General features: G+C 63.7%; 26 protein-coding genes. 15 read left to right on the top strand and 11 right to left on the bottom strand.

The window, feature by feature from the left end:
* Positions 1-324 precede the first annotated feature (324 nt).
* The 4 genes from JQ591_RS11390 (at position 325) to JQ591_RS11375 (ending at position 1,642) form a co-directional block, all read left to right on the top strand.
* Positions 325-489 carry a Flp family type IVb pilin gene (locus JQ591_RS11390; protein WP_027569789.1) on the top strand — a complete coding sequence of 55 codons (165 nt, stop codon included), beginning with the start codon at positions 325-327 and terminating at the stop codon, positions 487-489.
* Between the two features lie 63 nt (positions 490-552).
* Positions 553-756 (top strand): hypothetical protein, encoded by a 204-nt coding sequence (locus JQ591_RS11385; protein ID WP_211396076.1) that lies wholly within the window; start codon positions 553-555, stop codon positions 754-756.
* 174 nt (positions 757-930) lie between these two features.
* Complete coding sequence (locus JQ591_RS11380; RefSeq protein ID WP_211396075.1) at positions 931-1,185, top strand: hypothetical protein; 255 nt, start codon at positions 931-933, stop codon at positions 1,183-1,185.
* A 310-nt stretch (positions 1,186-1,495) separates the two neighbouring features.
* The gene (locus JQ591_RS11375) at positions 1,496-1,642 is read left to right on the top strand and encodes a hypothetical protein (RefSeq protein ID WP_211396074.1); all 147 of its coding nucleotides are present in this window, start codon (positions 1,496-1,498) and stop codon (positions 1,640-1,642) included.
* 4 nt (positions 1,643-1,646) lie between these two features.
* On the opposite strand, the gene JQ591_RS11370 is transcribed toward JQ591_RS11375, so the two are convergent.
* A complete protein-coding gene (locus JQ591_RS11370; RefSeq protein WP_211396073.1) occupies positions 1,647-2,210 on the bottom strand; it encodes a bifunctional transcriptional activator/DNA repair enzyme AdaA in 564 nt (187 codons plus the stop codon).
* A 142-nt stretch (positions 2,211-2,352) separates the two neighbouring features.
* Here JQ591_RS11370 and JQ591_RS11365 point away from each other — a divergent pair, with 142 nt between their 5' ends.
* Complete coding sequence (locus tag JQ591_RS11365) at positions 2,353-2,820, top strand: nuclear transport factor 2 family protein (protein WP_211396072.1); 468 nt, start codon at positions 2,353-2,355, stop codon at positions 2,818-2,820.
* 32 nt (positions 2,821-2,852) lie between these two features.
* Complete coding sequence (locus JQ591_RS11360) at positions 2,853-3,770, top strand: DMT family transporter (protein ID WP_211396071.1); 918 nt, start codon at positions 2,853-2,855, stop codon at positions 3,768-3,770.
* Positions 3,771-3,791: 21 nt separating this feature from the next.
* On the opposite strand, the gene JQ591_RS11355 is transcribed toward JQ591_RS11360, so the two are convergent.
* The gene (locus tag JQ591_RS11355) at positions 3,792-3,977 is read right to left on the bottom strand and encodes a hypothetical protein (protein ID WP_211396070.1); all 186 of its coding nucleotides are present in this window, start codon (positions 3,975-3,977) and stop codon (positions 3,792-3,794) included.
* Between the two features lie 215 nt (positions 3,978-4,192).
* Positions 4,193-4,543 (bottom strand): zinc ribbon domain-containing protein YjdM, encoded by a 351-nt coding sequence (locus JQ591_RS11350; protein WP_211396439.1) that lies wholly within the window; start codon positions 4,541-4,543, stop codon positions 4,193-4,195.
* Positions 4,544-4,754: 211 nt separating this feature from the next.
* On the opposite strand from JQ591_RS11350, the gene JQ591_RS11345 reads away from it, so the two are divergent.
* From JQ591_RS11345 to JQ591_RS11335, 3 genes are all read left to right on the top strand, one after another.
* Positions 4,755-5,291 carry a helix-turn-helix domain-containing protein gene (locus JQ591_RS11345; protein WP_211396069.1) on the top strand — a complete coding sequence of 179 codons (537 nt, stop codon included), beginning with the start codon at positions 4,755-4,757 and terminating at the stop codon, positions 5,289-5,291.
* 218 nt (positions 5,292-5,509) lie between these two features.
* Positions 5,510-6,154: a cell envelope biogenesis protein TolA gene (locus JQ591_RS11340; RefSeq protein WP_211396068.1), complete on the top strand. Its 645-nt coding sequence runs from the start codon at positions 5,510-5,512 to the stop codon at positions 6,152-6,154.
* 245 nt (positions 6,155-6,399) lie between these two features.
* Positions 6,400-6,675 carry a hypothetical protein gene (locus JQ591_RS11335; protein WP_211396067.1) on the top strand — a complete coding sequence of 92 codons (276 nt, stop codon included), beginning with the start codon at positions 6,400-6,402 and terminating at the stop codon, positions 6,673-6,675.
* Between the two features lie 139 nt (positions 6,676-6,814).
* Here JQ591_RS11335 and JQ591_RS11330 read toward each other — a convergent pair whose 3' ends face one another.
* Complete coding sequence (locus tag JQ591_RS11330) at positions 6,815-7,612, bottom strand: transglycosylase SLT domain-containing protein (RefSeq protein ID WP_211396438.1); 798 nt, start codon at positions 7,610-7,612, stop codon at positions 6,815-6,817.
* Between the two features lie 100 nt (positions 7,613-7,712).
* On the opposite strand from JQ591_RS11330, the gene JQ591_RS11325 reads away from it, so the two are divergent.
* From JQ591_RS11325 to JQ591_RS35275, 3 genes are all read left to right on the top strand, one after another.
* Positions 7,713-8,030 (top strand): hypothetical protein, encoded by a 318-nt coding sequence (locus JQ591_RS11325; RefSeq protein ID WP_211396066.1) that lies wholly within the window; start codon positions 7,713-7,715, stop codon positions 8,028-8,030.
* A gap of 82 nt (positions 8,031-8,112) precedes the next feature.
* On the top strand, positions 8,113-8,418 hold the full coding sequence (locus JQ591_RS11320) for a GlsB/YeaQ/YmgE family stress response membrane protein (protein ID WP_211396065.1): 306 nt from the start codon (positions 8,113-8,115) through the stop codon (positions 8,416-8,418).
* Between the two features lie 80 nt (positions 8,419-8,498).
* Positions 8,499-8,717, top strand: coding sequence for a hypothetical protein (locus tag JQ591_RS35275; protein WP_249136765.1), 219 nt, complete (start codon positions 8,499-8,501; stop codon positions 8,715-8,717).
* Positions 8,718-9,262: 545 nt separating this feature from the next.
* On the opposite strand, the gene JQ591_RS11315 is transcribed toward JQ591_RS35275, so the two are convergent.
* Positions 9,263-10,324 carry a hypothetical protein gene (locus tag JQ591_RS11315; protein ID WP_249136763.1) on the bottom strand — a complete coding sequence of 354 codons (1,062 nt, stop codon included), beginning with the start codon at positions 10,322-10,324 and terminating at the stop codon, positions 9,263-9,265.
* 183 nt (positions 10,325-10,507) lie between these two features.
* Here JQ591_RS11315 and JQ591_RS11310 point away from each other — a divergent pair, with 183 nt between their 5' ends.
* Complete coding sequence (locus JQ591_RS11310) at positions 10,508-10,867, top strand: c-type cytochrome (RefSeq protein WP_211396064.1); 360 nt, start codon at positions 10,508-10,510, stop codon at positions 10,865-10,867.
* A gap of 116 nt (positions 10,868-10,983) precedes the next feature.
* Positions 10,984-11,436: a pyridoxamine 5'-phosphate oxidase family protein gene (locus JQ591_RS11305; protein ID WP_211396436.1), complete on the top strand. Its 453-nt coding sequence runs from the start codon at positions 10,984-10,986 to the stop codon at positions 11,434-11,436.
* Between the two features lie 122 nt (positions 11,437-11,558).
* On the opposite strand, the gene JQ591_RS11300 is transcribed toward JQ591_RS11305, so the two are convergent.
* The 4 genes from JQ591_RS11300 to JQ591_RS11285 all read right to left on the bottom strand — a co-directional run bounded on the left by JQ591_RS11300 (position 11,559) and on the right by JQ591_RS11285 (position 17,322).
* Positions 11,559-12,071: a ParB N-terminal domain-containing protein gene (locus JQ591_RS11300; protein ID WP_211396063.1), complete on the bottom strand. Its 513-nt coding sequence runs from the start codon at positions 12,069-12,071 to the stop codon at positions 11,559-11,561.
* A gap of 234 nt (positions 12,072-12,305) precedes the next feature.
* A complete protein-coding gene (locus JQ591_RS11295; protein WP_211396062.1) occupies positions 12,306-12,824 on the bottom strand; it encodes a hypothetical protein in 519 nt (172 codons plus the stop codon).
* A gap of 71 nt (positions 12,825-12,895) precedes the next feature.
* The gene (locus JQ591_RS11290) at positions 12,896-13,255 is read right to left on the bottom strand and encodes a hypothetical protein (protein ID WP_211396061.1); all 360 of its coding nucleotides are present in this window, start codon (positions 13,253-13,255) and stop codon (positions 12,896-12,898) included.
* Between the two features lie 302 nt (positions 13,256-13,557).
* Positions 13,558-17,322 carry a vitamin B12-dependent ribonucleotide reductase gene (locus tag JQ591_RS11285; RefSeq protein ID WP_211396060.1) on the bottom strand — a complete coding sequence of 1,255 codons (3,765 nt, stop codon included), beginning with the start codon at positions 17,320-17,322 and terminating at the stop codon, positions 13,558-13,560.
* A gap of 760 nt (positions 17,323-18,082) precedes the next feature.
* Between JQ591_RS11285 and JQ591_RS11280 the strand changes: the two genes are divergently transcribed.
* Complete coding sequence (locus tag JQ591_RS11280; RefSeq protein ID WP_211396059.1) at positions 18,083-18,979, top strand: DMT family transporter; 897 nt, start codon at positions 18,083-18,085, stop codon at positions 18,977-18,979.
* 103 nt (positions 18,980-19,082) lie between these two features.
* Here JQ591_RS11280 and JQ591_RS11275 read toward each other — a convergent pair whose 3' ends face one another.
* Both JQ591_RS11275 and JQ591_RS11270 read right to left on the bottom strand, forming a co-directional pair.
* On the bottom strand, positions 19,083-21,338 hold the full coding sequence (locus JQ591_RS11275) for a CHASE3 domain-containing protein (RefSeq protein WP_211396058.1): 2,256 nt from the start codon (positions 21,336-21,338) through the stop codon (positions 19,083-19,085).
* Positions 21,335-21,751, bottom strand: coding sequence for a response regulator (locus JQ591_RS11270; RefSeq protein WP_211396057.1), 417 nt, complete (start codon positions 21,749-21,751; stop codon positions 21,335-21,337). Before JQ591_RS11270 ends, JQ591_RS11275 begins: the two co-directional genes overlap by 4 nt.
* Positions 21,752-21,913: the final 162 nt, after the last annotated feature.

The following is a 21,913-nucleotide window of genomic DNA, read 5'->3' as shown; positions in this document are numbered from 1 at the left end:
TCGTCCTGTCCGAACAGTCTTGACCAGACAGTTTTGACCAAACAGTCTTGCACGAAAAGGCACGCCGCGCGTCGATTGTTCGGAGGACGGTGTGGCGGCGCAATGGCGCAATTCGGCGAAACCCGGCTTTTCGGGCAGGTGTTGCGCAGCGGCAACGCGGGTTCCATCGCGGTTCCAAGGGCGCCACGGCCGAAAAGGCCTGCAAATGCAGCATTCATTGTCGTCAATTTGAGGCGGTTGAAGTTACGCAATCTTGGATTGTGATTATGCAAGTTTCCCGCGCCGGCGATTTCCGCTAGAGCTGGGAAGGACACGCACGTGAAACTGAAATGCAAATGGGCCGAATTCGCTGCCGATGAATCCGGCGCTACCGCGATCGAATACGGCCTGATCGCAGCCGGCATCGCGCTCGCGATCATCGAGATCATCTACGCCCTCGGCACCAACCTCGTCGCAAAGCTGCAATCGCTGGCGACGGCGTTGAAATAAGCTGTGTGGTGCGGCGCCCGGCGCTTCGCCGCAACCTTGGGCCGGCTGGCGCGTTGGGCGGCCATGACGCATTCATCGCTTCGTCCCATGGACGCCTTTGATCCCACCGAGCCCGCCATCCTGCACGATCTGCTCTCAGATACGATCATCACCTGGACCGCTGATCAGGCCGACGATTACCCGCGCGCCAGCCGGCCGGGCGAGGATGGAACCGTGATCTGGAAGGCCTACGTCTTCGACGGCTGGGGCCATGTGCTCGGCGGCTGACCGCCGCTCTCACAAAAGTGTCATGTCGCAACCGGCGGTGATTCGGCCAAAGCCTTGTGCGCATTAAACATATTGCCATGCACCGGACGCGTTGTTGCAATGCAGCAGCGCATGTCGCAATGCAGCAAAACGCGCTTAAATGTGCTCCGAACGTTTCATTCAGGAGCATCACCAATGAACAAGAAAACTCTGTCGATCGCCGCCGCCATCCTGACGATCGCGGGCAGCACCGCGGCTTTCGCCGCCGAGCTGCCGACTTACGAGGCCAACGGTTTTCCGGTGTCCCCGATGCAGGTGCGCGTGCTCGGTGCCGCGCATGTCGAGCAGCAGGCCTCGGCGCCCACCACGGTCGCTTCGGTCCACCAGACCCGCGTTCTGTCGCCGCGCAAGGTGAAGACCGCCGATGTCACGACGGGCAGCGCCCGCTGATCTGGGGGCGCCACAAGCCAGCGTCAAGCCAAAGTGAAGCGGGCTCGTTTCCTCCCGAGCCTGCCTGGACCGCGTTCCCTTTCGGGAGCGCGGTCTTTTTTTTGCGTAGCGAGTCATGATCTGGCGCGGCGGTGCGCGGACCGAGAAAGTTGCGGCAAGAAAAATCCGAGAAAAATCGAGGTGACGTGCCGGTTGTGTATGGCCGTTCAAAGCGAGTGTGATCTCTTTAATAGTTGCTTTTCAGATCGGGGCGCTTGATGCGCGCGTCGCTTATTGAGCGGCCAAGAATCTTTTTCATAATGGAGTAGTCATGCCCGTTGCACAGAAAGCCGTTGTTGCAAGCGCCTCACCGCGCGCGTTCATTCTCAGGCATCTCGCCTTGTTCGCAGCCGCCGCGCTGTTCGTGTTCGTTCTGAGCCTGACGTACGGGCTCGATCTCAGCCCCGGGTTTTTCTGACGGGCTACGCATGCTTCGATAAGCGCAGGCTCGACGGCGAGCGGCCGTAGAGCTCTGCGAAGGCGGCGTTGAAACGGCGCAGGCTGCCGAAGCCGGCCTGGAATGCGATGTCAGTCATGGTGTGATCGCCGGCATCGAGAAGGCGTTTTGCGCGCTGGACGCGCAGCGTCTTCGCAAGCTGCTGCGGCGTGGCGCCGACGTGGCGCTCGAACAATCGCGCCAGATGACGCGAGGAGATGCCGAGCCGCATCGCGAGAGATACCACCGAATCCTCGTCGAGCGCGCCCTCGTTGATGAGCTTCACCGCGCGTGCGACCGTCGAGCGCGTGCCGTTCCAGGCCGGGCAGAACGGCGCGGTCTCGGGACGGCATCGCAGGCAAGGGCGGAAGCCTGCGGCTTCGGCCGCGGCGGCTGATGGATAGTAGGCGACGTTGCGCGTCAGCGGCTGCTTGGCCGGACAGACCGGGCGGCAATAGATGCCCGTGGTCTTCACCGCCGTGAAGAAGCGGCCGTCATAGCGGGGATCGCGGCGCAGGCGCGCTGCATTGCAGACGTCAAAGCTCAGCATGGCCCGATGATAGCGCATAGTCGCGCCGGCGGAAGGGCCGCGGGATGACCGAGTCCGATTGCGGCGAGCCGCGATGTGCAGGGCGGCGTAGAAGGCCGCCCTCGATGCAAGCCCCGTTCAATGCCAGTTTTGGAGCCCCGCCGTGACCAACCCGAAAGACATCGTCCTCAACGCCTGGAAGATTTTTTCAACACGCGACTCGATGCGCATCGCCGCGCTGTTCACGGACGACGCCGAATGGATCGCGCCGAAGGGCAACGCCACCGCGGTCGCGCTCGATCACACCGACCACATGATCGGCGCGCAAGCAATCGCGCGCTTCATCGCGCAGGAGATGCACAGGATGTTTTCCGGGATCGACATCGCCTTTCGCGGCGTCTATGCCGACGGCGATGTCGTGATCGTGGAGGAGCGGATGCGCGCCACGCTCGCGGGCGGCAGGCCGTACGAGAACGACTATTGCTTCGTGTTCACGGTGGCCGGCGACAAGATCCGCGAGGTGCGGGAATACATGGACACGCGGAAGGGATGGCGGATGGTGTTCGGCGAGGAGGCTCGATGCGCAGGCGCAGTTTCCGCCGCGTGCCAGCCCTGCAACCGCGTGGGTTGAGCCTGGTCGCGCGCTGACATAAGGCATGCTCCATGGATCAGCGAACGAGCGCTGACGCTCTCATTCAGAAGAACGATCAGGCAGCGGCGCTTGTCGGTGTGCTCTGCGGCCTCGCCGCGGCGCTGTTCTGGGCGCTCGGCTTTGCCGGCACGCGGCATGGCCTCAAGCTCGGCTTCACGCCGGTCGATCTGCTCGTGCATCGCTATGTCTGGTCCGGCATCGCGTTTCTGCCGCTGGTGATGCGCGCCGGGATCTCCGATCTCTGCGGCATCGGCTGGGGCAGGGGCCTTGCGCTGATGGTGCTCGGCGGCCCGGTCATGTCGCTGATCTCCTATACTGGCTTTCTGTTCGTGCCGCTCGGCCATGGCAGCGTGATCCAGCCCTCCTGCGCGACGCTCGGCGGCCTGCTGCTCGCCGCCTTGTTCCTGAAGGAACATGTCTCCGCCTCGCGCCTCGCCGGCGCCCTCGTCATCGTCGGCGGGCTCGGCGTGATCGGCGCGGAATCGATCGGCCATATCGGCGCCGACGGCGTGCTGGGCGATCTGATCTTCGTGCTGACCGGATTGATGTTCGCAGGTTTCGGCACGCTGCTGCGCCACTGGCGTGTCTCCGCCGTGTCGGCCGCGCTCGTCATCAACGTGCTGTCGCTGCTGCTGTTGCCGATCTACCTCATGACCGGCGGGCTCGCGCGGATCGCGGCGATCGGTATCGGTGAGAACGCCATCCAGGCGCTGGCGCAGGGCGTGCTTGCAGGCCCCGCTGCGCTTTATCTGTTCGCCGTCTCGGTCCAGCGCCTCGGCGTCGCCCGCGCCGCCGTTGTCCCCGCCTGCGTGCCGGCGCTGACGGTGCTTACCGGCTGGCTCCTGCTCGGCGAGCCGCCGACAATGTTGCAGACGGCAGGGCTCGTCACGGTGCTGTGCGGGTTCTATCTGGCGCAGCGGCAGCGATAGATCGCGGCCTCCGAGCGGCGCTTACCAATCGATGGCGATAAACTTGACCCCGCGGCTCGTCAGCTCCCGCCCGAGCCGTTCGGCGCGTTCGCTGGCGGATTTGCCGAGCAGCCGATACCTGCCTCCGAGCGCCTTGTCGGCGGCAACCTGATGCCGGATGTTTTCGTACAGTTGCAAAACGCCCTGATCGCTCAGATTGTCGAACATGTCATCGGTCGGGTTTGGCCAGGTCGCGTGCCTTGTTGGCGGTCCTCGCAGAGCGGCCTCCCAAGAATTGGTCGTGCGGATGTCGATTGATAGGTAGCGGTCTGGCGCAGCCGCGTATGTCCACTTTTGATCACTGGACGCCTGTTGGCGACGGGCTGACCGTTCACCCCCACCGGTCGGGGAAAAAGCCGGCCCGGCGAGCCCGGGGCCCCGGCTTACGCCTTCCTCACGAACTCCGATTTCAGATTCATCGCGCCGATGCCGTCGATCTTGCAGGCGATGTCGTGGCCGTCGGTGGCGTCCTGCAGGCGGATGTTGCGGACCTTGGTGCCGCCTTTGACGACGGAGGAGGAGCCTTTGACCTTGAGGTCCTTGATCACGATGACGCTATCGCCGTCGGCGAGCACATTGCCGTTGGCATCGCGCACGCCGGCGTCCGGCGCGGCGTCCGCGGCTGCCTCCGCCGTGCCGCTCCATTCGTGGCCGCATTCCGGGCAGACCCAGAGGCCACGATCCTGATAGGCGTGCTCGGAATTGCAGGTCGGACATTTCATCGCGTCGGTCATCATTCGCCTCGTCGCCCGTCACGGGCGCGCCGTACGCTTTCCGCCGGAAAAGATGGATTGGGAGCAATTCCTTTACCATGGCTTCCAGTCCTGGTCGAACCCGGAGAAATTTAGGAGTTCAGGAAAAATTCTGCGGTATCGAGGTCCGGAATTTGCGGCTGCGTCGGTTCGACGTCGCCGCGGGAGGAGCGTCCAGGAGGAACGTCCCGTCATGAGCGAGCATCGCGCCGCAGTCAGACATCACACGTTGCGGACCGGCATTGTCGAATTCGACAACGGCACCGGCAAGATCATCAGCGCGCCCTGCACGATCCGCGATGTCTCCGGCACCGGCGCTCGCCTCGGCCTCAACGCCTCGCTCTGGGTCGCCGAGCAGTTCACGCTGGTCTTCAGCAGCGGACTGCGCAAGGACTGCCGGGTCGCCTGGCGCAAGGGCAGGCTGATCGGCAGCGCATTCGCCGATGGCTATGCGAGCGCGGACGAGCAGGCCGTCATGATGACCGCGGACGAGCAGTCGCGGCACCGGCTCGGGATCGGTGCGCGCGTCAGAGCTGCGCGCGAGAGGCGCGGCTACACCGAAGTCCAGCTCGCCGAGCTGATCGGCGCCACGCCCGCCTTCGTGTCGCTGGCCGAGAACGGCGAGGCGGACCTTCCGCTCTACCAGCTCATGCACATCGCCGATCTCCTGATGGTCGGTCTCGACGGGCTCGTTGCGGGCCCGGCGCCTGAGGACGTCGACGCGGCGTAGTTGGCACCACCGCAAAACAAAAACGTCGAAAACAACCCCATGCACAGTAGAAATCCCTAAGGATTTCAAAGTTCTGCAAGTCCGAAAAAAAGCTCGATTGCAGCCCCGTGCCGACTTCGGCGATACCGAAAGACGTTTGACCCGTCGGGCAAAACAGGGGCATGATGTCATCGTGGCGAGGGTTCGCGTAATGGTGCCTCGCCGGGCCGTGGGGCGACATGCCGAAGAAAGCAAAAAGAAAGCTGAAGACCTACCAGACCTCGCTCGGCTTCTACGACCAGGCGGTCGCCGCGCCCTCGATGAAGGCGGCGCTGGACACCTGGGGCGCCAGGTCCAATCTGTTCCATCAGGGCGCCGCGAAGGAGACCGACGACCCCGACATCGTCGCCGCGACCATGGCGAGCCCCGGTGTCGTGCTCAGGCGTCCGGTCGGATCGAACGGCCCGTTCACCGAGCACGCCGCACTGCCGACCGATCTCGCTGACGACGAGGCCAAGCCAAAAAAATCCAAAGCCAGGTCCGAGCCGAAAAAGCCGCCGGCGAAGGCTGCAAAGAAGCCATCACGCAAGGTTGACGATCAACAAGCCCGCAAGGCCGCCGCGGCATTCGAGAAGGAAGAGCGGCGGCGGGACGCCGAGCGCCGCAAGGAAGAGGCCGCCCGCGCCAAAGAGCGCGCGCGCCGGGACAAAGCGGTCGCGAGCGCGCAGGCGGCGCTCGACGAGGCGAGGCGGGAGCACGACGCGCGGGCGGAGGCGATCGAAGCCGAGCGCGCCGCGCTCGATCAGCGCGCCGAGGCCGAGCAGAGTCGGTGGGACAGGCAGAGGATGAAGCTGGCGGAGGCGGTGCGCCGGGCGCGGGAGTAGGGTTGCGCGCGAACCAACAGGCGGGGCGCCCAGATTAAGTGGTGCGGCAGCGGGGAGCTGTAGCCCGGATGGAGCGCAGCGCAATCCGGGAACCGGGCCGCCTGTGACAAGAGACCCCGGATTTCGCTGCGCTCCATCCAGGCTACGTTCGCTCCGTCGCTCTTCGCGCGGCAAGCAAGCCGAGCGCGAATTGGGCTTGCCTTGCTTTGCATCCTTTTGCACTCTTGGGGGAAGGAGACCAACGCATGAAGATCATGACTGTCGCGTGTGCGCTCGGAACGGCCCTGGTGCTGTGCAACCTCGGGATATCGGATGCCGAAGCCCGGGCGCGGAAGGCCCGCGTGGTTGATGAACCACGGCTGCGGGTGGATGTCCCGGTGCTCAGGCCGACGCCGTGGGATTACAACATTGTTCCACGCTATCGTTATCGCCCTGAAGACGACCGGGTCGATCCCTACGGCCCGCCTTTGGTGTCGTCGTATGTCCGCTACGAGGGCTGGCGCTGGCCGTACTGGTGGTGAAGGCCACCGACGGACGCCACATGGAATGGTGCGCAGGGTGGATTAGCGCGTAGGATGGGTAGAGCGAAAGCGAAACCCATCATCAGCCGCCACGGCATGATGGGTTTCGCAAGTGCTCTACCCATCCTACGGATTGCGGCTAATTGCCGTCATCTGCCGCCAGCCGCAAAAACTGCCGCTTCATCGCGTTGACCTTGGCAACGTAGCCCGCAACCAGGTGATCGCCGCAGCGCTCGCCTGATGCCATCTGAAACTTGCGGCGCGCGTAGGCGGTGCCGGGGCCTGCGCCGCAGAGATGGATGATGGTCGCCAGATCCTGCTTTTGCTGCGCGCTAGGCTTCACATCGCCTGCCAGCGAGAGAACCAGCGCCACATTGCGGTCCAGATACACCGATGCCAGCTCGATGGCGTGGCTTGGGATCGCGCGGCTGTAGAGGAAGGTCGATCCGCAGCCAGTCTCCGTGACCGCGTTGCCGCGAACACAGAACCGTGCGGTGTCGGCGTAGGCCGCGTCCAGCATCTGGAAGAGGCCGACGGCGCTGGAGGCGGGCTTGTAAATCGCGAGCGGATTGAAGCTCCATCGCCAGCGCCAGTAGGTGCGCGCCACCGGATTGCCTGAACTCTCGACCTGCGCCAGCGCGGCCAGCAATTCGGGCGTGATCGTCGCGGTGGAATGCTTGCGGAACAGGGGCCCGTATTGCCGCCAGGTCTCGGCCGGCTCCTTGTCGAGGGCGTTGCCGACAAGGACGAACAGCTCGGTCGGCTTGCGGAGCACGTGATAGACGATGTTCAGCAGCGCGAAGGCTGCAAGCAGCACCGCCACGCTACCCGCGATGCGAACCATCCGCGGTGCTCGCGCGAACGTCCTTTGTGCCCACCGAGCGCCCCGCCGGGCGTTGCGACGGCGAGGGAGAAGGGGCTTGGCTTTTCCTGGCATGGGGCTCGTGGGAATGATCTGCCACGTTAAAGTTTCCGGGAAGGGAACAATGCAGCGGTGGGGCCGTTGCATCATCGACACATTCCGTCCGGAGAACATAATGAACAAGATTGCAATCTCTTTCGCCATAGCTGCAAGTACGCTCCTTGCGACCGCAGCCACGGCTTCGCCTCTCCTTGTCGATCAATCCATCAGCTCGGACAGCAACATTCAGAACGTTCGCATGGTCTGCAACGAAGAAGGCCGTTGCTGGCGCGAACGCGGCGAACGACGCGTCATCGTTCGCGATTCCTATGGCTACGCGCCTCGCGAGCGCTACATCGAGCGCCGCGGCTACAACCACGGCTACGAGGAACGCGGCGGCATCGGCTTCCGTGCTCCCGGCGTGAGCGTGGGCATCGGCACCGATCGTTACTGAGCTAAACAAGCACAGCTTTCTGAAGGCCGCGGCGAAATCCGCGGCCTTTGTGCCATTCGAACCAAGCGATTGAGGTCACGAAATGAACATGTCCGGCGAAAGCCTTCTGGTCATCTTGTTTGTAGGTCTCGTCGCCGGCTGGTTGGCGGGCCAGATCGTTCGCGGGACCGGCTTTGGGATCATCGGTGATGTCATTATCGGAATCCTGGGCGCATTTGTCGGCAGCTGGTTGTTGCCTCGGCTCGGCGTGCATCTTGGCAGCGGCATCATCAGCGCGATCGTCAACGCGACCATAGGCGCGGTCCTGCTGCTCCTTGTCGTCCGGCTGGTCCGCGGTGGCGGTGGATGGGGAAGCAGCTGGCGCGGGAGCTGGGGTCGGCGCTGGTGACCCATGCACGCAGCGGCATCAGGCGCCGGTGAGAGGCCGGCGACAAAGCTGCTCGTGGTGACCGCCGGATCGGAGCCAGCATGCTAGACTTTTCGAATGCATCTTTTTCGCCTGAAACCATCGGCATCATGAAAGCTGCGCTGGACACGGCGGTTGCGTCACTGCCTGTCCCGGTCAGCTCCGCGCACATCCAGGCCATGGCGGAAACGATCCTTCGCACCGCGAAGGAGGGCGAGCGAGACCCTATTGTCCTGCAGCGCATGGCGTTGATGGAGCTTCAGATCTCGACGCGTTGTTGATGCCGGTCCGCGAGCTTGTGTGCTGGCGCAGGAGTGCTCGCGTCGATTGCCGTGCCCTGATGCCTCGATGGAACATAAGGGCGGCGGAAGCATTCACATCTGCTGCGATCACGCGGCTGCTGGAGAATCCCCAACATGAAACGTCTATTGTTGATCGGCTTTGCCGCATGCGCGGTCGCGGCAATGTCGACGCTATCCGCTTCTGCCATGCCCCGGGTGACGGCGGAGACGTTGGTCGCCGGCTCCGACAGTCCGGTGATTCTCGCACGCGGAGGTCATGGACATGGCCACGGTCACATGGGACGCGGCGGCCGCGGTCATCACTACGGCTGGAGCCGGGGCCGTCATCGCGGTTGGCGCTAATCGCAAACCCACGCAACATCCGGGGCCGCCTTCGGTTGGCGGCTCCGTAAAGGCCGGACCGGTCATCTGGAAGAGGCCGACGGCGCTGAGGCGGGTGTCGATCGAAGTCAACGGGCTGACGGGAAGCGGGCAGTTCGCCAGCGAGCGGCGCTCCGCGCCGGCGGCTCATCCGCCCTGCGGGCTCACCAATCCGGATCGCCGTAGTAGGGGTCGGCCATATAAGGCGGGGGCATCCAGGGTCCACGCGGCGGCCTGGGCCGCCGAGGTGCGGCCGCCTGCACGTGCGGCCGTGCAGGCGCAGCATTATCGTTGCTCGTCACGCTCCGCACGACGGGTTTCGCGGGTGCAGATGCGGATGAAGTCGTCAGTTGCGTTTGCAGCGCCTGGACCTGAGCGGCGAGGCGCGCATTGTCCGCCGCATCCTTCTCCTGCGCCGCCTTGAGCTGCTGAATGGTGTCGGCCTGCTCGCGCAGCGTCTGCTCGTTGCGGCTTTTCAGTTGCTCGAGCTTTCCATTGATGTTCGCTAGCTCGCTGGTGATGGTCTTGAGCGATTGCGCGAGATCAGAGGACGACGGGGCGGGTGCTGTGGGGCCAGTTTTTGAAGCGTCCGGTCTCGAAGCGTCAAACCCTGCAGCGCTCTCCGTGTCCTTGCCGACCGGCGGCGCGGGCACCGTGCCGGGCTCATCCGCGGCAGCCAGCTGCACGGCCGGCGGTTGCGCCGGGCTTTCGACCGCGGAGGCTTGCGGAGGCCGATTGGAGGCTGGCGGAGCCCATCGCGCCACGATCGACCTGGTCATCGACTTGGCCTCATCGCGATAGTGCGAAGCGAAGGCGGCACCGAGAATGCCGATCGCCAGCACGATGCCAACCAAGGCGCGCCGCATGGGCCGATTTCCTTTCAGGCCGTGATCGCGAACCTTGCTATCCGGCGCCGGCAACTTGTCGTTGGGAGGCTCGTCCCCGGAGGTCGTGTCCTTGGGGGCCTCGACAGCTTCCACACCGGCGCTTGCTCGCGAGATCCGCGGGCCCTCGCTGCCGCGTTCCATTCCGGAAACCAGCCGGTCCAGCCGCGCAAGATCTTGCTCTGCGCTCTTGATCTGGTCGTAGGCCCGCGCCAGCCCGCCATCGGCGCGCACCGCGTCCGGCTTGGGGGCATCAGGCTTGGGGCCATCAGGCTTGGGCGCATCAGGTTTGGGGTCGTTCGCTTCAGGCACCGATGCGCTCTCCAACCAGTCGGGCGTCAATGGGAGTGCGGCAGTCCTATCGCGGGAAGGATAGGTCGCGCCGCTGTCCAACACAACGCGCGTGCGAAGGAGAAATTATGGCGGGCTCGGGGTGCGGATCGAGGCCCGCTTGATCGGGATCAATTCTGTCTGCTCGCGCCGGCCTAGGCTTGCGAAGCTGCCAAGCAATGGCGAGGTATGGCTATGTCGCGGAGCATTCGCAGTTATGTCGACCTCGGCATCCTGATCGCGTTGTCGGGGCTGTTTCTTGTCATGATCGTCCACAGCGCCGGCGGGGCATCCAGGGCAGCCGTGCGCGCGGCATCGGAAGGGCATCGTCTCGCGCAAGCGTGGTGCCAGACGTGTCACGCGGTCGAGCCGGGCATGGCCGGACTGTTCGATCCGGCCCCGAGCTTCGAAGCCATCGCGAACCGCAACGGCACCACCGCGCTTTCGCTGAAGGTGTTCTTGAAGACCAGCCACCAGAACATGCCGAATCTGATCGTCGCGCCCGATCAGGCCGATGCGCTGGTGAGCTACATCCTGAGCCTGAGGAACGACTAGCCGCAGTTGATGGGGGCGCTTCGCGTCCCGCCGAGCCTCAGGACTTGAGGCGCGTCAACATCATCGCGTGCGCGACCGGATATCGTTCCCGAGGGGCCGACATGCAGAGGCGCGCGATGGACAACTCGATCAAGGAGAAGATCCAGGCCTTGCTGGACCAGCACCGCACCATGCGGATTGCGACCTTGCGGGCGGACGGCTGGCCGCAGGTGACGACCGTCGGCTATGCGAACGAAGGTCTCACCATTTATTTCCTGTGCGGCCTCGACAGCCAGAAGGCGCAAAACCTCTCCCGGGACGATCGGGTCTCGCTCGCGATCGACGACGACCCGGCGCAGGTGATGGACATCACCGGCCTCTCCATGGCGGCGCGGGCGCGAACCCTGACCGATCCGGCCGAAATCGACAAGGCAATCCGCCTGCTGATGTCGCGCTATCCGGAGCAGAAGGCCGCCGGCCTGCCGATGCCGAACCCGTCCGAGGTTCGCCTGATCGGCCTGACGCCGACCGTGATCTCGCTGCTCGACTATTCCAAGGGATTCGGCCACACCGATCTGGTGGTGTGTTGAGGCGGTTGGCTCAGCGGCGCGGGCGGGCGCGGTTGTGTCGGCCTGACCGTATCGCGGATTACGGCGATGTGCGTTGAAGCTACATCGGCAGTTAAAGGCAAGGACACCGTAATCGCCGGCCATCAATAGCGGTTGCCGCTGCCCTTTTGCTGCGTGATCCAGTCCGACAATGTTTTCTGTGTCGATCCCGCAGTCCGGCCCGGTGCCTTCGGAGTGTTGCGAACGCCTTTCGTCGAACGGGTGCGCGGCGCTTCCGTTGCGTTGACGCTCTTCAAGGCAGCCGTCGATGCCTCTGCGGCTTCCTTCTCGAGGCGCAGCTGTTTCAATCGCGCCATCTTGATGCGCTCTGCCTCGACTGCGGGTCCTTCGGACAGCAGCGGCCTGTGTTGAGCGACTTCCGCCGGGACGATGACACCGAGTATGGTTGTCTCGCCGAGCGCCTTGCAGGCTTCGAGCCGATGCAGTCCCTCGACCAGAACGAGGCGGTCTCCGTCGACCCGAACGGAGATGGGGGCCTGTTGTCCGATGTCCAGCATACTTTCCGCGATCTCCGCGACGATCTCGGGCTTGACGGCTTTCTTCTGCTTCGTGGGAACGAAGATCTTCTCGATCGGGAAGCTTTCCGGTGTTGGCATAATTTGACTCCGCGTCTACCAGGCCCGTCGGAACCCATGCCGGTGGTATCGGGAGTTTAGAAGGGAAGGGCTCGGCCGCAAAGGCAATTCGGCGGCAGGGTGTTGATGAGCAACGAAGCTGGAACCAGTCTCGATGACGGTGACAGTGCACCGTTGACCAAACGCGAGCCGAAGCCGCAGATCGGCCGGAAGGAGCAAGTGAATTTGGTGCACCGTCACCGCAATTTCGCGGGATTACTGATTCGCTATGAGTTGGCGATCCATCAAGCGCTTGAGCAAGATAGCCCCGCCGCACCGTTCCGGAATGGCCGCGGGATCAAATGCCCCGTCGCTGACGAAATAGCCTGTCGTGTAATACGAAGTGCAATTCCAAAGAAACGGGCTGTTGACTTGGCGTCTCCGATACCCAAATCCATTCCACGCTTCCAGTCGAAACAGAATTCGAGCAGTGCTCCAATCTGTGGCTCCAATGAGCCCACTTATTCGGAGCGCATCCGAAGCTCCATCTTCCCAAGTAGCAAACGGTCCTCTGCCTTTAGGCACATGCACCGTTACGGCGGAGAGAGGATCATTGTTCGATAGGTACTTTTGGAAATCCAGTCCGTTCTCTAGATAGTGCACTACACCGACAAAAAACCACGGTACGCCTGTTCTGCTTTCAATCTCTGAATATCGAGCTTTGTTTGCAATAACCTTGTCGACGATGCCGTCTACCTTCTGATTCTCGACGGCCAGTATCAGTTCCTTGAACATCCGATTGTATTCGTCTGCTAGAGACTGAAATGATGAACCGGTTGTCGGAGTGGGAATTCGTTCCTTACGGTCTATGAGCGATCGAGATCCTCCTTGGCAAATTTGACTGGCGAGACCCCGTCGATCAGCCGCCACGACCATGTTGTCAATTCCTTAGGGAGATCCTTTTCCGTCGATGTCAGGATGTCTTTGGCGATCTTCACGTATTCGAGCGATATCTTGTCTTTGTCGACCGCTCGTTGCTGATCCTGCTGAATACGCGCGGCCTCTTGTTTGTCACGCTCAATTGTCGTCTGAATTATCCAGCCACCGACCCCAAGAATGATCGGAATTGCCACGGTCGCAAAGATTTTCGCGATCTTATCAGCCTGGTCGAGAAACGATGGCGGCGCCTTACTGGGCGGCTCAGTATGGTCTGTAGCCTCTGTCATGTCTCACCCCGCATCGCGCATTTGCGCAAGAGCCTATCCAATGAGAACAATGCTTAGGTACAAAGCAAAATATGCATCAGGTGACGTCTGACTTCAATGCGCCTTAAACGTGTAGATGCAGGCTAATGGGAGTTGGCCATCTAGGGCCCTATCAAAAATTGGAAGGTGACTAATTTTCATCGATCGCAATCAAAGGTTGTGGCGCTTCTTTAGCTGGATAAAGAGAAAAGGGCGGCCTCGCGGCCGCCCTTTTGGATGCCCGAGCCACACCCGGACCTAACGATTGTTGACGCGTTACCCCCTCACGAACACCCCGTCGTGCTGCCGCAAGTATCGCACTTCATGCAGGTCCCGTTCCGCACCAGCGTGAAGTTGCCGCACTCCGAGCACATCTCGCCTTCGTAGCCTTTTGCTTTCGCTTCCGCGCGGCGTTCGGCCTTGGAGGGCACCAGGGTCTGCGCGGTGCCGGACTTGCTCCACTGCAGGGCCTCTAACTTCTCGGTGGGCGAGAGGTCGTGGGCCACTTCCTGCTTCAGCGCGACCGCGCCTTCCAGGACGTCGCCGGCACGGCCTGCGCCGTGGGAGGCGAGCGAGGTGACCTTGCTGCCGCCGGCCGGCGCGCTGTCGTTGCCCGAGGCGACCGCGGCCGAACCGCCGCGCATCACCACGAGGTTGTCGGTGCGGGAGCGGGTAAGGCCGCGCGACACCAGCTTGGAGGCGCGGTGGCCGTGATCATCAGGCTCCTTGCCTTCCTCGACGCCCTTGCCGAGCACGTCGAACCCGGTCTCGCTGGGATCGACATGGGCGAGGTCGAAGCGGGACAGATAGCTCACCGCCAGTTCGCGGAAGACATAGTCGAGGATCGAGGTCGCGTACTTGATGCTGTCGTTGCCCTGCACGGGGCCCGCCGGCTCGAAGCGGGTGAAGGTGAAGGCATCGACATATTCGTCGAGCGGCACGCCGTACTGGAGACCCAGCGACACCGCGATGGCGAAGTTGTTGATGAAGGAGCGGAGTGCGGCGCCTTCCTTGTGCATGTCGATGAAGATCTCGCCGATGCGGCCGTCGTCATACTCGCCGGTGCGCAGATACACCTTGTGGCCGCCGACGACCGCCTTCTGGGTGTAGCCCTTGCGGCGATCCGGCATCTTCTCGCGCTCGCGCATCACGATGATGCGCTCGACCAGCTTCTCGACGATCTTTTCCGAGACCTGGGCGGTGCGTGCCGCCATCGGCTTGTCGTAGAGCGACTCGACCGCATCGTCCTCGTCCTCATCGTCGCTGATGAGCTGCGAGTTGAGCGGCTGGCTGAGCTTGGAGCCGTCGCGATAGAGCGCGTTGGCCTTCAGCGCGAGCTTCCACGACAGCATGTAGGCGGACTTGCAGTCCTCCACAGTGGCGTCGTTCGGCATGTTGATGGTCTTGGAGATCGCACCCGAGATGAAGGGCTGCGCCGCCGACATCATGCGGATGTGGCTCTCGACCGACAGATAGCGCTTGCCGACCTTGCCGCAGGGATTGGCGCAGTCGAACACCGGATAGTGCTCGGCCTTGAGGTGCGGGGCACCTTCCACCGTCATCGCGCCGCAGATGTGGACGTTGGCCGCCTCGATCTCGCGCTTGGTGAAGCCCACGGCCTGGAGCAGGTCGAAGCCGGGAGCTGCGATCGCCTCGGCGCCGATGCCGAGCTGGTCGCGGATGAAGTCTTCGCCAAAGGTCCATTTGTTGAAGGCGAACTTGATGTCGAAGGCGGTCGGCAGCGCCTTCTCGACCTTGGCGATGGCCTCGTCGGTGAAGCCCTTGGCCTTCAGCGTCGAGGCGTTGATGCCGGGCGCGTTGGAGAGCGAGCCGTGGCCGACGGCGTAGGCTTCGATCTCCGCGATTTCGCTCTCGCGATAGCCGAGCGCGCGAAGTGCTGCGGGGACCGCGCGGTTGATGATCTTGAAGTAGCCGCCGCCGGCGAGCTTCTTGAATTTCACCAGCGCGAAATCGGGCTCGATGCCCGTCGTGTCGCAATCCATGACGAGGCCGATCGTGCCGGTCGGCGCGATCACCGTGGTCTGGGCGTTGCGATAGCCGTGCTTCTCGCCGAGCTCGAGCGCCGCATCCCAGGCCGCTTGCGCATGGGTGACGAGGTCGGCCTGCGGGCAGGACACCAGATCCATCGGCACCGGGTTGACGCTCAGCGCCTCGTAGCCGTTGGACTGGCCATGGGCGGCGCGGCGGTGGTTGCGGATCACGCGCAGCATGTGCGCGGCGTTCTTCTTGTAGCCGGGGAAGGTGCCAAGCTCGGAAGCCATCTCGGCCGAGGTCTTGTAGGTGATGCCGGTCATGATCGCGGTCAGCGCGCCGGCGATCGCGCGGCCTTCCTTGCTGTCATAGGACAGGCCCATGGTCATCAAGAGGCCGCCGATATTGGCGTAGCCGAGGCCGAGCGTACGGAACTCGTAGGAGAGCTCGGCGATCGACTTCGACGGGAACTGCGCCATCATCACCGAGATTTCGAGCACGATGGTCCAGAGCCGGCAGAGGTGCTCGTAGCCTTCGACGTCGAAGCGCTTGGAGGGGATGTCGTAGAACGTCAGCAGGTTGGCGGAGGCGAGGTTGCACGCCGTGTCGTCCAGGAACATGTATTCCGAGCACGGATTGGAGGCGCGGATGTCGCCGGACGCCTTGCAGGTGTGCCAGTCGTTCATGGTGGTGTTGAAGTGCAGGCCGGGGTCGGCCGACGCCCAGGCGGCGTAACCGATTTTTTCCCAGAGGTCGCGCGCCTTCAGCGTCTTGGTGATCTTCTTCGTCGTGCGTCCCACGAGATTCCAGTCGCCGTCCGTCTCGACCGCGCGCAGGAAGTCGTCCTTGAGCGAGACCGAGTTGTTGGAGTTCTGGCCGGACACCGTGAGATAGGCTTCCGAATCCCAGTCGGTGTCGTAGACGTCGAACTGGATGTCCTTGTAGCCTTGCTTGGCGAACTGGATGACGCGCTTGATGTAATTGTCAGGCACCAGGCTGCGGCGCGCGAGCTTGATTTCCCGGCGGAGCGCCGGGTTCTTCTCCGGGTCAAAACAATCGTCGCCCGAGCCTTCGCAGTTGACGCAGGCCTTGAGTACGGCCTTGAGGTGCTTCTGGTTGATCTTGGATCCGGTGACGAGAGCCGCGACCTTCTGCTCCTCCTTCACCTTCCAGTCGATATAGGTCTCGATGTCGGGGTGATCGACGTCGACCACGACCATCTTGGCCGCGCGGCGCGTGGTGCCGCCCGACTTGATCGCGCCCGCCGCGCGGTCGCCGATCTTGAGGAAGCTCATCAGGCCGGACGAGCGGCCGCCGCCGGACAGGCGTTCGCCTTCGCCGCGCAGGCGCGAGAAGTTGGAGCCGGTGCCGGAGCCGTATTTGAATAGGCGGGCTTCGCGGACCCAGAGGTCCATGATGCCGCCCTCGTTGACGAGGTCGTCACCGACGCCCTGGATGAAGCAGGCGTGCGGCTGCGGGTGCTCGTAGGAGGATTTCGAGCGGGTCAGCTTGCCGGTGAAGGGGTCGACGTAATAATGGCCCTGGCCGGGGCCGTCGATGCCATAGGCCCAGTGCAGACCGGTGTTGAACCATTGCGGCGAGTTCGGCGCGACCATCTGCATGGTCAGCATGTAGCGGAGCTCGTCGTAGAAGGTCTGGGCGTCCTCGTCGGAGGAGAAGTAGTTACCCTTCCAGCCCCAATAGGTCCAGCAGCCGGCGAGGCGGTCGAACACCTGCTTTGCCGAGAGCTCGCTGACGAAGCGCTCTTTCTCGGGCAGGAGGGCGAGCGCCTCGGTGTCGGGCACGGAGCGCCACAGGAAGGAGGGGACGGATTCTTCCTCGACCTTCTTCAGGCGCGCTGCGACGCCGGCCTTGCGGAAGTACTTCTGGGCGAGGACGTCGGAGGCGACCTGCGACCACTCGGTCGGCACCTCGACGTTCTCAAGCTTGAACACGACCGAGCCGTCGGGATTCCTGATCTCCGACGTGGTCAGCCGGAAATCGATCCCGGCGTAAGGTGACTGTCCCGAAGTGGTGTGGCGCCGCTCAATCCGCATGGTCTTGCCCCGTCCTAATCTTTGACCGGACCGCCTCCGTTCAGGCGCCCGGTCGATATTTCATTTCGCGGTGCTTGAGGGCCGTCTGGCCCCTTCGCAGCGCAGTTCAGCCGGTGGACCCGGCCCATTTTCTCCCGACGCGATTCTTCGATGCGTGCACCGATCATCCGCCGGCATGCCCAGACCCATCCGCCCCAAAGGGATGAGCCCGACATGCGTTCAACGCCCCACAACGTCACGTCTTCAACCATTGCCATCCGAGCCTGTTGCCAGCCCGTTCCGGCGCCCGAAAAGTCCGCTCGCACGGGCAGACAAGCCCTTATCCCGCTGCCTTTGTCTGGCGTGGCGGAGTGCTGTTTTGCAGACCCTTTGGGGGAGTGCCGGCGGGACGCAAACACACTCGCGCCGAACGGATCGAAAACTAGGACTCTCCGTTACGCCCGTCAAGAACTAGTGCGAGTTCCTGAATCAAATACTAAATATGGTGGATTGTGGGGGATAACAGGGGGCAAGCCCGCGCCTGTTGTTGAGCCAAGTATCAGTGAGTCCTCAGGGATTCCCAACCGAAAAAATTTGCATCTTGTGGTGCCGGGCAGGCTTCACCCCGCTGTTCACAGGGCAGGTATATTTTTGAAGACCGGGGTTGCCTCAGCGGGACTCACGTAGGGCTACGGAAGGTGAGGGCAGGCATGCCCGGCGGGGTGGTGGTGGGAGGAGCGAATCCGCGCCAAGCTGAGCCCGATTTTGCCGGATTGCCCACATGCTTGATTCGACCCGCCGGGATGCGCGACCGCGCATCGCCCCGGCCGGCCTGATGTTCCTCGCCATCACCTCGGTGGGCTGGGGCTTCAACTGGCCGGTGACGAAATTCCTGCTGTCCGAGCTGCCGCCGCTGACCTTGCGCGGGGTGACCGGCGTGTTGGGCGCGGTGCTGCTGGCGGCGCTGGCGCTGATCCGCCGGGAGAGCCTCAAGGTCGAGCCCGCGATCTGGCCGCGCCTCGTGACCGCCGCGATGCTCAACGTCACCGGCTGGATGGTGCTGATGGGCCTGGCGCTGCTCTGGCTGCCGGCGAGCGAAGCGGCGCTGATCGCCTACACCATGCCGGTCTGGGCTTCGCTGATCGCCTGGCCGGTGCTCGGCGAGCGGCCGACATTGTTGCGCACCATCGCGCTGGTGATGGCCTTTGCCGGCCTGGCCTCGATCATGGGCGGCAACGGCTTTGCCGCCACCGCGGACAAATTGCCGGGCATCATCATGGTGCTGTGCGGCGCGATCGGCTTCGCCGTCGGCACGGTGTTTTCGAAGAAGTACCCCATCCGTCTGCCGCCGATCACGGCCGCGGCCTGGCAGATCGGGATCGGCTGCCTGCCGATCTCGATCATCGGCCTCGTCATCGAGACCACGCATCTGGAGCTGGTGACGCCGGTCGGATGGTGGCTCCTGGTCTATTCGACCGTGGTGCAGTTCTGCATCGCCTATGTCAGCTGGTTCGCAGCACTGGCGCGCCTGCCGGCCTCGGTCGCCGCGATCGGCACCATGGCGGTGCCGGTGATCGGCGTCGTCGCGTCGGCGATCGCGCTGGGCGAGCCGCTGGGGGCGGGGCAGATCGCGGCGCTGATCTTCACGCTGGCAGCGGTGGTGCTGGCGACGCGCTAATCGTTGATCGCGGTCCAGTCTGTAGGATGGGTAGAGCGCAACCCATCATCGTCGCCAGGAAACTCATTGATGGGTTTCGCTGCGCTCTACCCATCCTACAATCTCAGCCCGCGACCACCCCGCCGCCCAGCGCCTTCCTGATCATCGCGGCGAGCTGGTTGCGGCGGTAGGGTTTTGTCAGCAGCATCACGCCGTCGTCGAGCTTGCCGTGGTGGACGATGGCGTTGTCGGTATAGCCGGAGGTGTAGAGCACCTTCAGGCCGGGGCGGATCGTCGCCACCTTGTCGGCGAGCTCGCGCCCGCTCATGCCGCCGGGGATGACGACGTCGGTGAACAGCAGATCGAACGGCTGGCCGGTCTCGATCAACTCCAGCGCCGCCTTGCTGTCGGACGCGGCCACCGTCTTGTAGCCGAGGCTCTGGAGCTGCGTGGTGACGAAGTTGCGCACCAGCGGATCATCCTCGACCACGAAAATGGTCTCGGCGCCGCCCTCGGCCTGCGGCGCGGCGGAGGTGGTCGGCTCGGCCATGCCTTCGCCCGGCGGCAGATAGAGCTTGATCGTGGTGCCGTGGCCTGCCTCGCTGTAGATCTTGATGTGGCCGCCGGACTGCTTGACGAAGCCGTAGACCATGGAGAGGCCGAGGCCACTTCCCTTGCCGACCTCCTTGGTGGTGAAGAACGGCTCGAACGCCTGCTGCTGCACCTCGGCCGGCATGCCGGTGCCGGTGTCGCTGACGGCGAGCATCACGTAAGGGCCGGGCCGCACGTCGGGATTGTTTTGCGCATAGGCCTGGTCGAGCACGACCCGGTGGGCCTCGAACAGCAGCTTGCCGCCGTTCGGCATGGCGTCGCGGGCGTTGATTGCCATGTTGAGCAGGGCATTGGTGAGGCGGGACGGATCGATGTGCGAGGTCATCTGCCCCTGTTCCAGCACGGTCTCGATCTCGATCTGCTCGCCGAGGGTGGGGCGCAGCAGTTTCGCGATGTCCGCGACCGCGGCATTGATCTCGACGTTGCGCGGCTGGAGCGGCTGCCTGCGCGCGAAGGCGAGCAGATGCTGGATCAGCTCGGCACAGCGTTCGGCGGCATCGTCGATCAGGCGCGCCACGCGCTGGAGTTCGGGCTGCTGATTCAGGCTTGCCACCAGCGTCTCGGTATTGCCGGAGATCACGGTCAGCATGTTGTTGAAGTCGTGCGCGACGCCGCCGGTGAGCTTGCCGATGGCATCCAGCTTCTGCGACTGGTACAACTGCCGCTCGGTCTCCCGTGACGTGGTCGCGTCGTGATAGACCAGCACCGCGCCGGAGACGTCGCCTTGCCCGTCCAGCATCGGCCGGCCGCTGATCATGAGATGGCGGGGAGGATTGCCGCTGTGCGGGCGGACGATCATCTCCATATTCTCGAACAGCTCGCCGCGCAGCACGCGTGCCGACGGCAGCTCGTCGGGCTTGAGCGGGGTGACGCCATCGCCGTGAAGCACGGTGGACAGCTCGCGCAGATTGCCGAGGTTCATGCCGGTCCGGTGCAGCAGCATGCGCTCCGCGGCCGGATTGGACAGAAGGACATTGCCCTCGGCATCGATGACCAGCACCGCCTCCGCCATGCTGTGAAAGGTGCTCTGGAGCACGTTGACCGACAGGCGCAGCTCGTCATGCGCGGTGACCAGATGCTCGGTGCGCTCGGCCACCGCGGCCTCGAGCTGCTGATTGGCGGCCGTGGTCTCCAATAGCGTGCTCTTGAGCGCGCCCTGGGTGCGCTGGCTCTCGCGCATCATCATCACGACCAGCAGCAGGATCACCAGCGCGCCGGCAACGTCGATGCCGAGCAGCACGATGCCGGTGCGGCGCGAGTCCTGGGAGCGCGCCGCGAGCAATCGTTCTTCCTCTGCGCTCAAATGATCGAGATTGCCCATCACCGTGTCCATGAGGCCACGGCCCTCGCCCTTGCCCTGGAGCGCGGCAATGCCGGCCTGGTCGTTTCCGGCGCGCAGGCGCATCACTTCTGCGGCGATCTCGATCCGGCGCAGCGCCAGCGGCTCGGTGCCCTCGAGCAGCGCGACATGCTCGGGATTGTCGCGCACGCTGCGCTTGAGGTCGGCGAGTGCCGGTGCGATCTGGGCGTGCACCGCCTCGAACTCTTCGCTGAAGCTCGGGCTGCGATAGATCTCGTAGCCGCGTGCGGCGCTCTCGGCGCGACGCATCAGCACGCGCAGGTCGGAGATCTTCTTCTGCACCTGGACGGTATGATTGACCCAGGCCGCATCGGACCGTGACTTGACGTCGAGGCCGATCGAGGCTGCGGTGATGATCAGGAGGATGGCAAGTCCAGCACCGAGAATGACGCGCTGCGTTGGGATCAAGGGACTTCTTTCTTGTCCTTCGGCTGTGCACTCTCGCCCGTGAGGCATTCCCGGATCGTGGTCAGCAGCGCGTCCGGCGTGAACGGCTTGCGCAGGCAGCGCGCCGCGCCGAGCTCCAGCGCCATGCGGAGGAAATCGGGGGAGGGCGAGGCGGAGGACGCGAAGGCGTAGCCGGACATCGCGATCAGCGGAACCGCCGGCGCGCGCTCGTGAAAGATGCGGATGGACTCGAAGCCGCGCATGTGCGGCATGAAGATGTCAACCAGCATCACGTCGAAATTCTGAGCTTCGAGCGCAGCCAAACCCGTTTCTCCGCCGTCAGTCAGCGTGACGTCGAAGCCCTGACGTTGGAGGAGGACCTCGATGGTCGCGCCGACCATCGGATCGTCATCAACCACGAGAATACGCGGCATGACCCTTCCCAGTCATCGAAGTCCCCATAGCCAAGTTGATACAGGTGAATCGCGCGTCGGGTCAATTTGGGATTGGATCAGGGTAGATATGCACGGTGCGGTGAATAAAGGTCCGCTCGCATCGGGTTCTCCATGGCGTCGCTGATAACGAACACGAGGCGA

It is taken from the genome of Bradyrhizobium canariense (assembly GCF_018130465.1).
Lineage (GTDB): Bacteria > Pseudomonadota > Alphaproteobacteria > Rhizobiales > Xanthobacteraceae > Bradyrhizobium > Bradyrhizobium canariense_C.
Note: the sequence above shows the minus strand (reverse complement) of the source record. Positions and strands in the feature narration are given on the sequence as shown.

What these genes read in the sequence shown, in the direction of transcription:
- JQ591_RS11320 (WP_211396065.1), top strand. Translation starts at nt 8,113, where the DNA reads ATGAACATGTCCGGCGAAAGCCTTCTGGTCATCTTGTTTGTAGGTCTC.
- JQ591_RS11355 (WP_211396070.1), bottom strand. Translation starts at nt 3,977, where the DNA reads ATGTTCGACAATCTGAGCGATCAGGGCGTTTTGCAACTGTACGAAAAC.
- JQ591_RS11300 (WP_211396063.1), bottom strand. Translation starts at nt 12,071, where the DNA reads ATGCCAACACCGGAAAGCTTCCCGATCGAGAAGATCTTCGTTCCCACG.
- JQ591_RS11380 (WP_211396075.1), top strand. Translation starts at nt 931, where the DNA reads ATGAACAAGAAAACTCTGTCGATCGCCGCCGCCATCCTGACGATCGCG.
- JQ591_RS11345 (WP_211396069.1), top strand. Translation starts at nt 4,755, where the DNA reads ATGAGCGAGCATCGCGCCGCAGTCAGACATCACACGTTGCGGACCGGC.
- JQ591_RS11330 (WP_211396438.1), bottom strand. Translation starts at nt 7,612, where the DNA reads ATGCCAGGAAAAGCCAAGCCCCTTCTCCCTCGCCGTCGCAACGCCCGG.
- JQ591_RS11280 (WP_211396059.1), top strand. Translation starts at nt 18,083, where the DNA reads ATGCTTGATTCGACCCGCCGGGATGCGCGACCGCGCATCGCCCCGGCC.
- JQ591_RS11375 (WP_211396074.1), top strand. Translation starts at nt 1,496, where the DNA reads ATGCCCGTTGCACAGAAAGCCGTTGTTGCAAGCGCCTCACCGCGCGCG.
- JQ591_RS11385 (WP_211396076.1), top strand. Translation starts at nt 553, where the DNA reads ATGACGCATTCATCGCTTCGTCCCATGGACGCCTTTGATCCCACCGAG.
- JQ591_RS11310 (WP_211396064.1), top strand. Translation starts at nt 10,508, where the DNA reads ATGTCGCGGAGCATTCGCAGTTATGTCGACCTCGGCATCCTGATCGCG.
- JQ591_RS11285 (WP_211396060.1), bottom strand. Translation starts at nt 17,322, where the DNA reads ATGCGGATTGAGCGGCGCCACACCACTTCGGGACAGTCACCTTACGCC.
- JQ591_RS11340 (WP_211396068.1), top strand. Translation starts at nt 5,510, where the DNA reads ATGCCGAAGAAAGCAAAAAGAAAGCTGAAGACCTACCAGACCTCGCTC.
- JQ591_RS11295 (WP_211396062.1), bottom strand. Translation starts at nt 12,824, where the DNA reads ATGTTCAAGGAACTGATACTGGCCGTCGAGAATCAGAAGGTAGACGGC.
- JQ591_RS11370 (WP_211396073.1), bottom strand. Translation starts at nt 2,210, where the DNA reads ATGCTGAGCTTTGACGTCTGCAATGCAGCGCGCCTGCGCCGCGATCCC.
- JQ591_RS11335 (WP_211396067.1), top strand. Translation starts at nt 6,400, where the DNA reads ATGAAGATCATGACTGTCGCGTGTGCGCTCGGAACGGCCCTGGTGCTG.
- JQ591_RS11350 (WP_211396439.1), bottom strand. Translation starts at nt 4,543, where the DNA reads ATGACCGACGCGATGAAATGTCCGACCTGCAATTCCGAGCACGCCTAT.
- JQ591_RS11270 (WP_211396057.1), bottom strand. Translation starts at nt 21,751, where the DNA reads ATGCCGCGTATTCTCGTGGTTGATGACGATCCGATGGTCGGCGCGACC.
- JQ591_RS11305 (WP_211396436.1), top strand. Translation starts at nt 10,984, where the DNA reads ATGGACAACTCGATCAAGGAGAAGATCCAGGCCTTGCTGGACCAGCAC.
- JQ591_RS11290 (WP_211396061.1), bottom strand. Translation starts at nt 13,255, where the DNA reads ATGACAGAGGCTACAGACCATACTGAGCCGCCCAGTAAGGCGCCGCCA.
- JQ591_RS11360 (WP_211396071.1), top strand. Translation starts at nt 2,853, where the DNA reads ATGGATCAGCGAACGAGCGCTGACGCTCTCATTCAGAAGAACGATCAG.
- JQ591_RS11325 (WP_211396066.1), top strand. Translation starts at nt 7,713, where the DNA reads ATGAACAAGATTGCAATCTCTTTCGCCATAGCTGCAAGTACGCTCCTT.
- JQ591_RS35275 (WP_249136765.1), top strand. Translation starts at nt 8,499, where the DNA reads ATGCTAGACTTTTCGAATGCATCTTTTTCGCCTGAAACCATCGGCATC.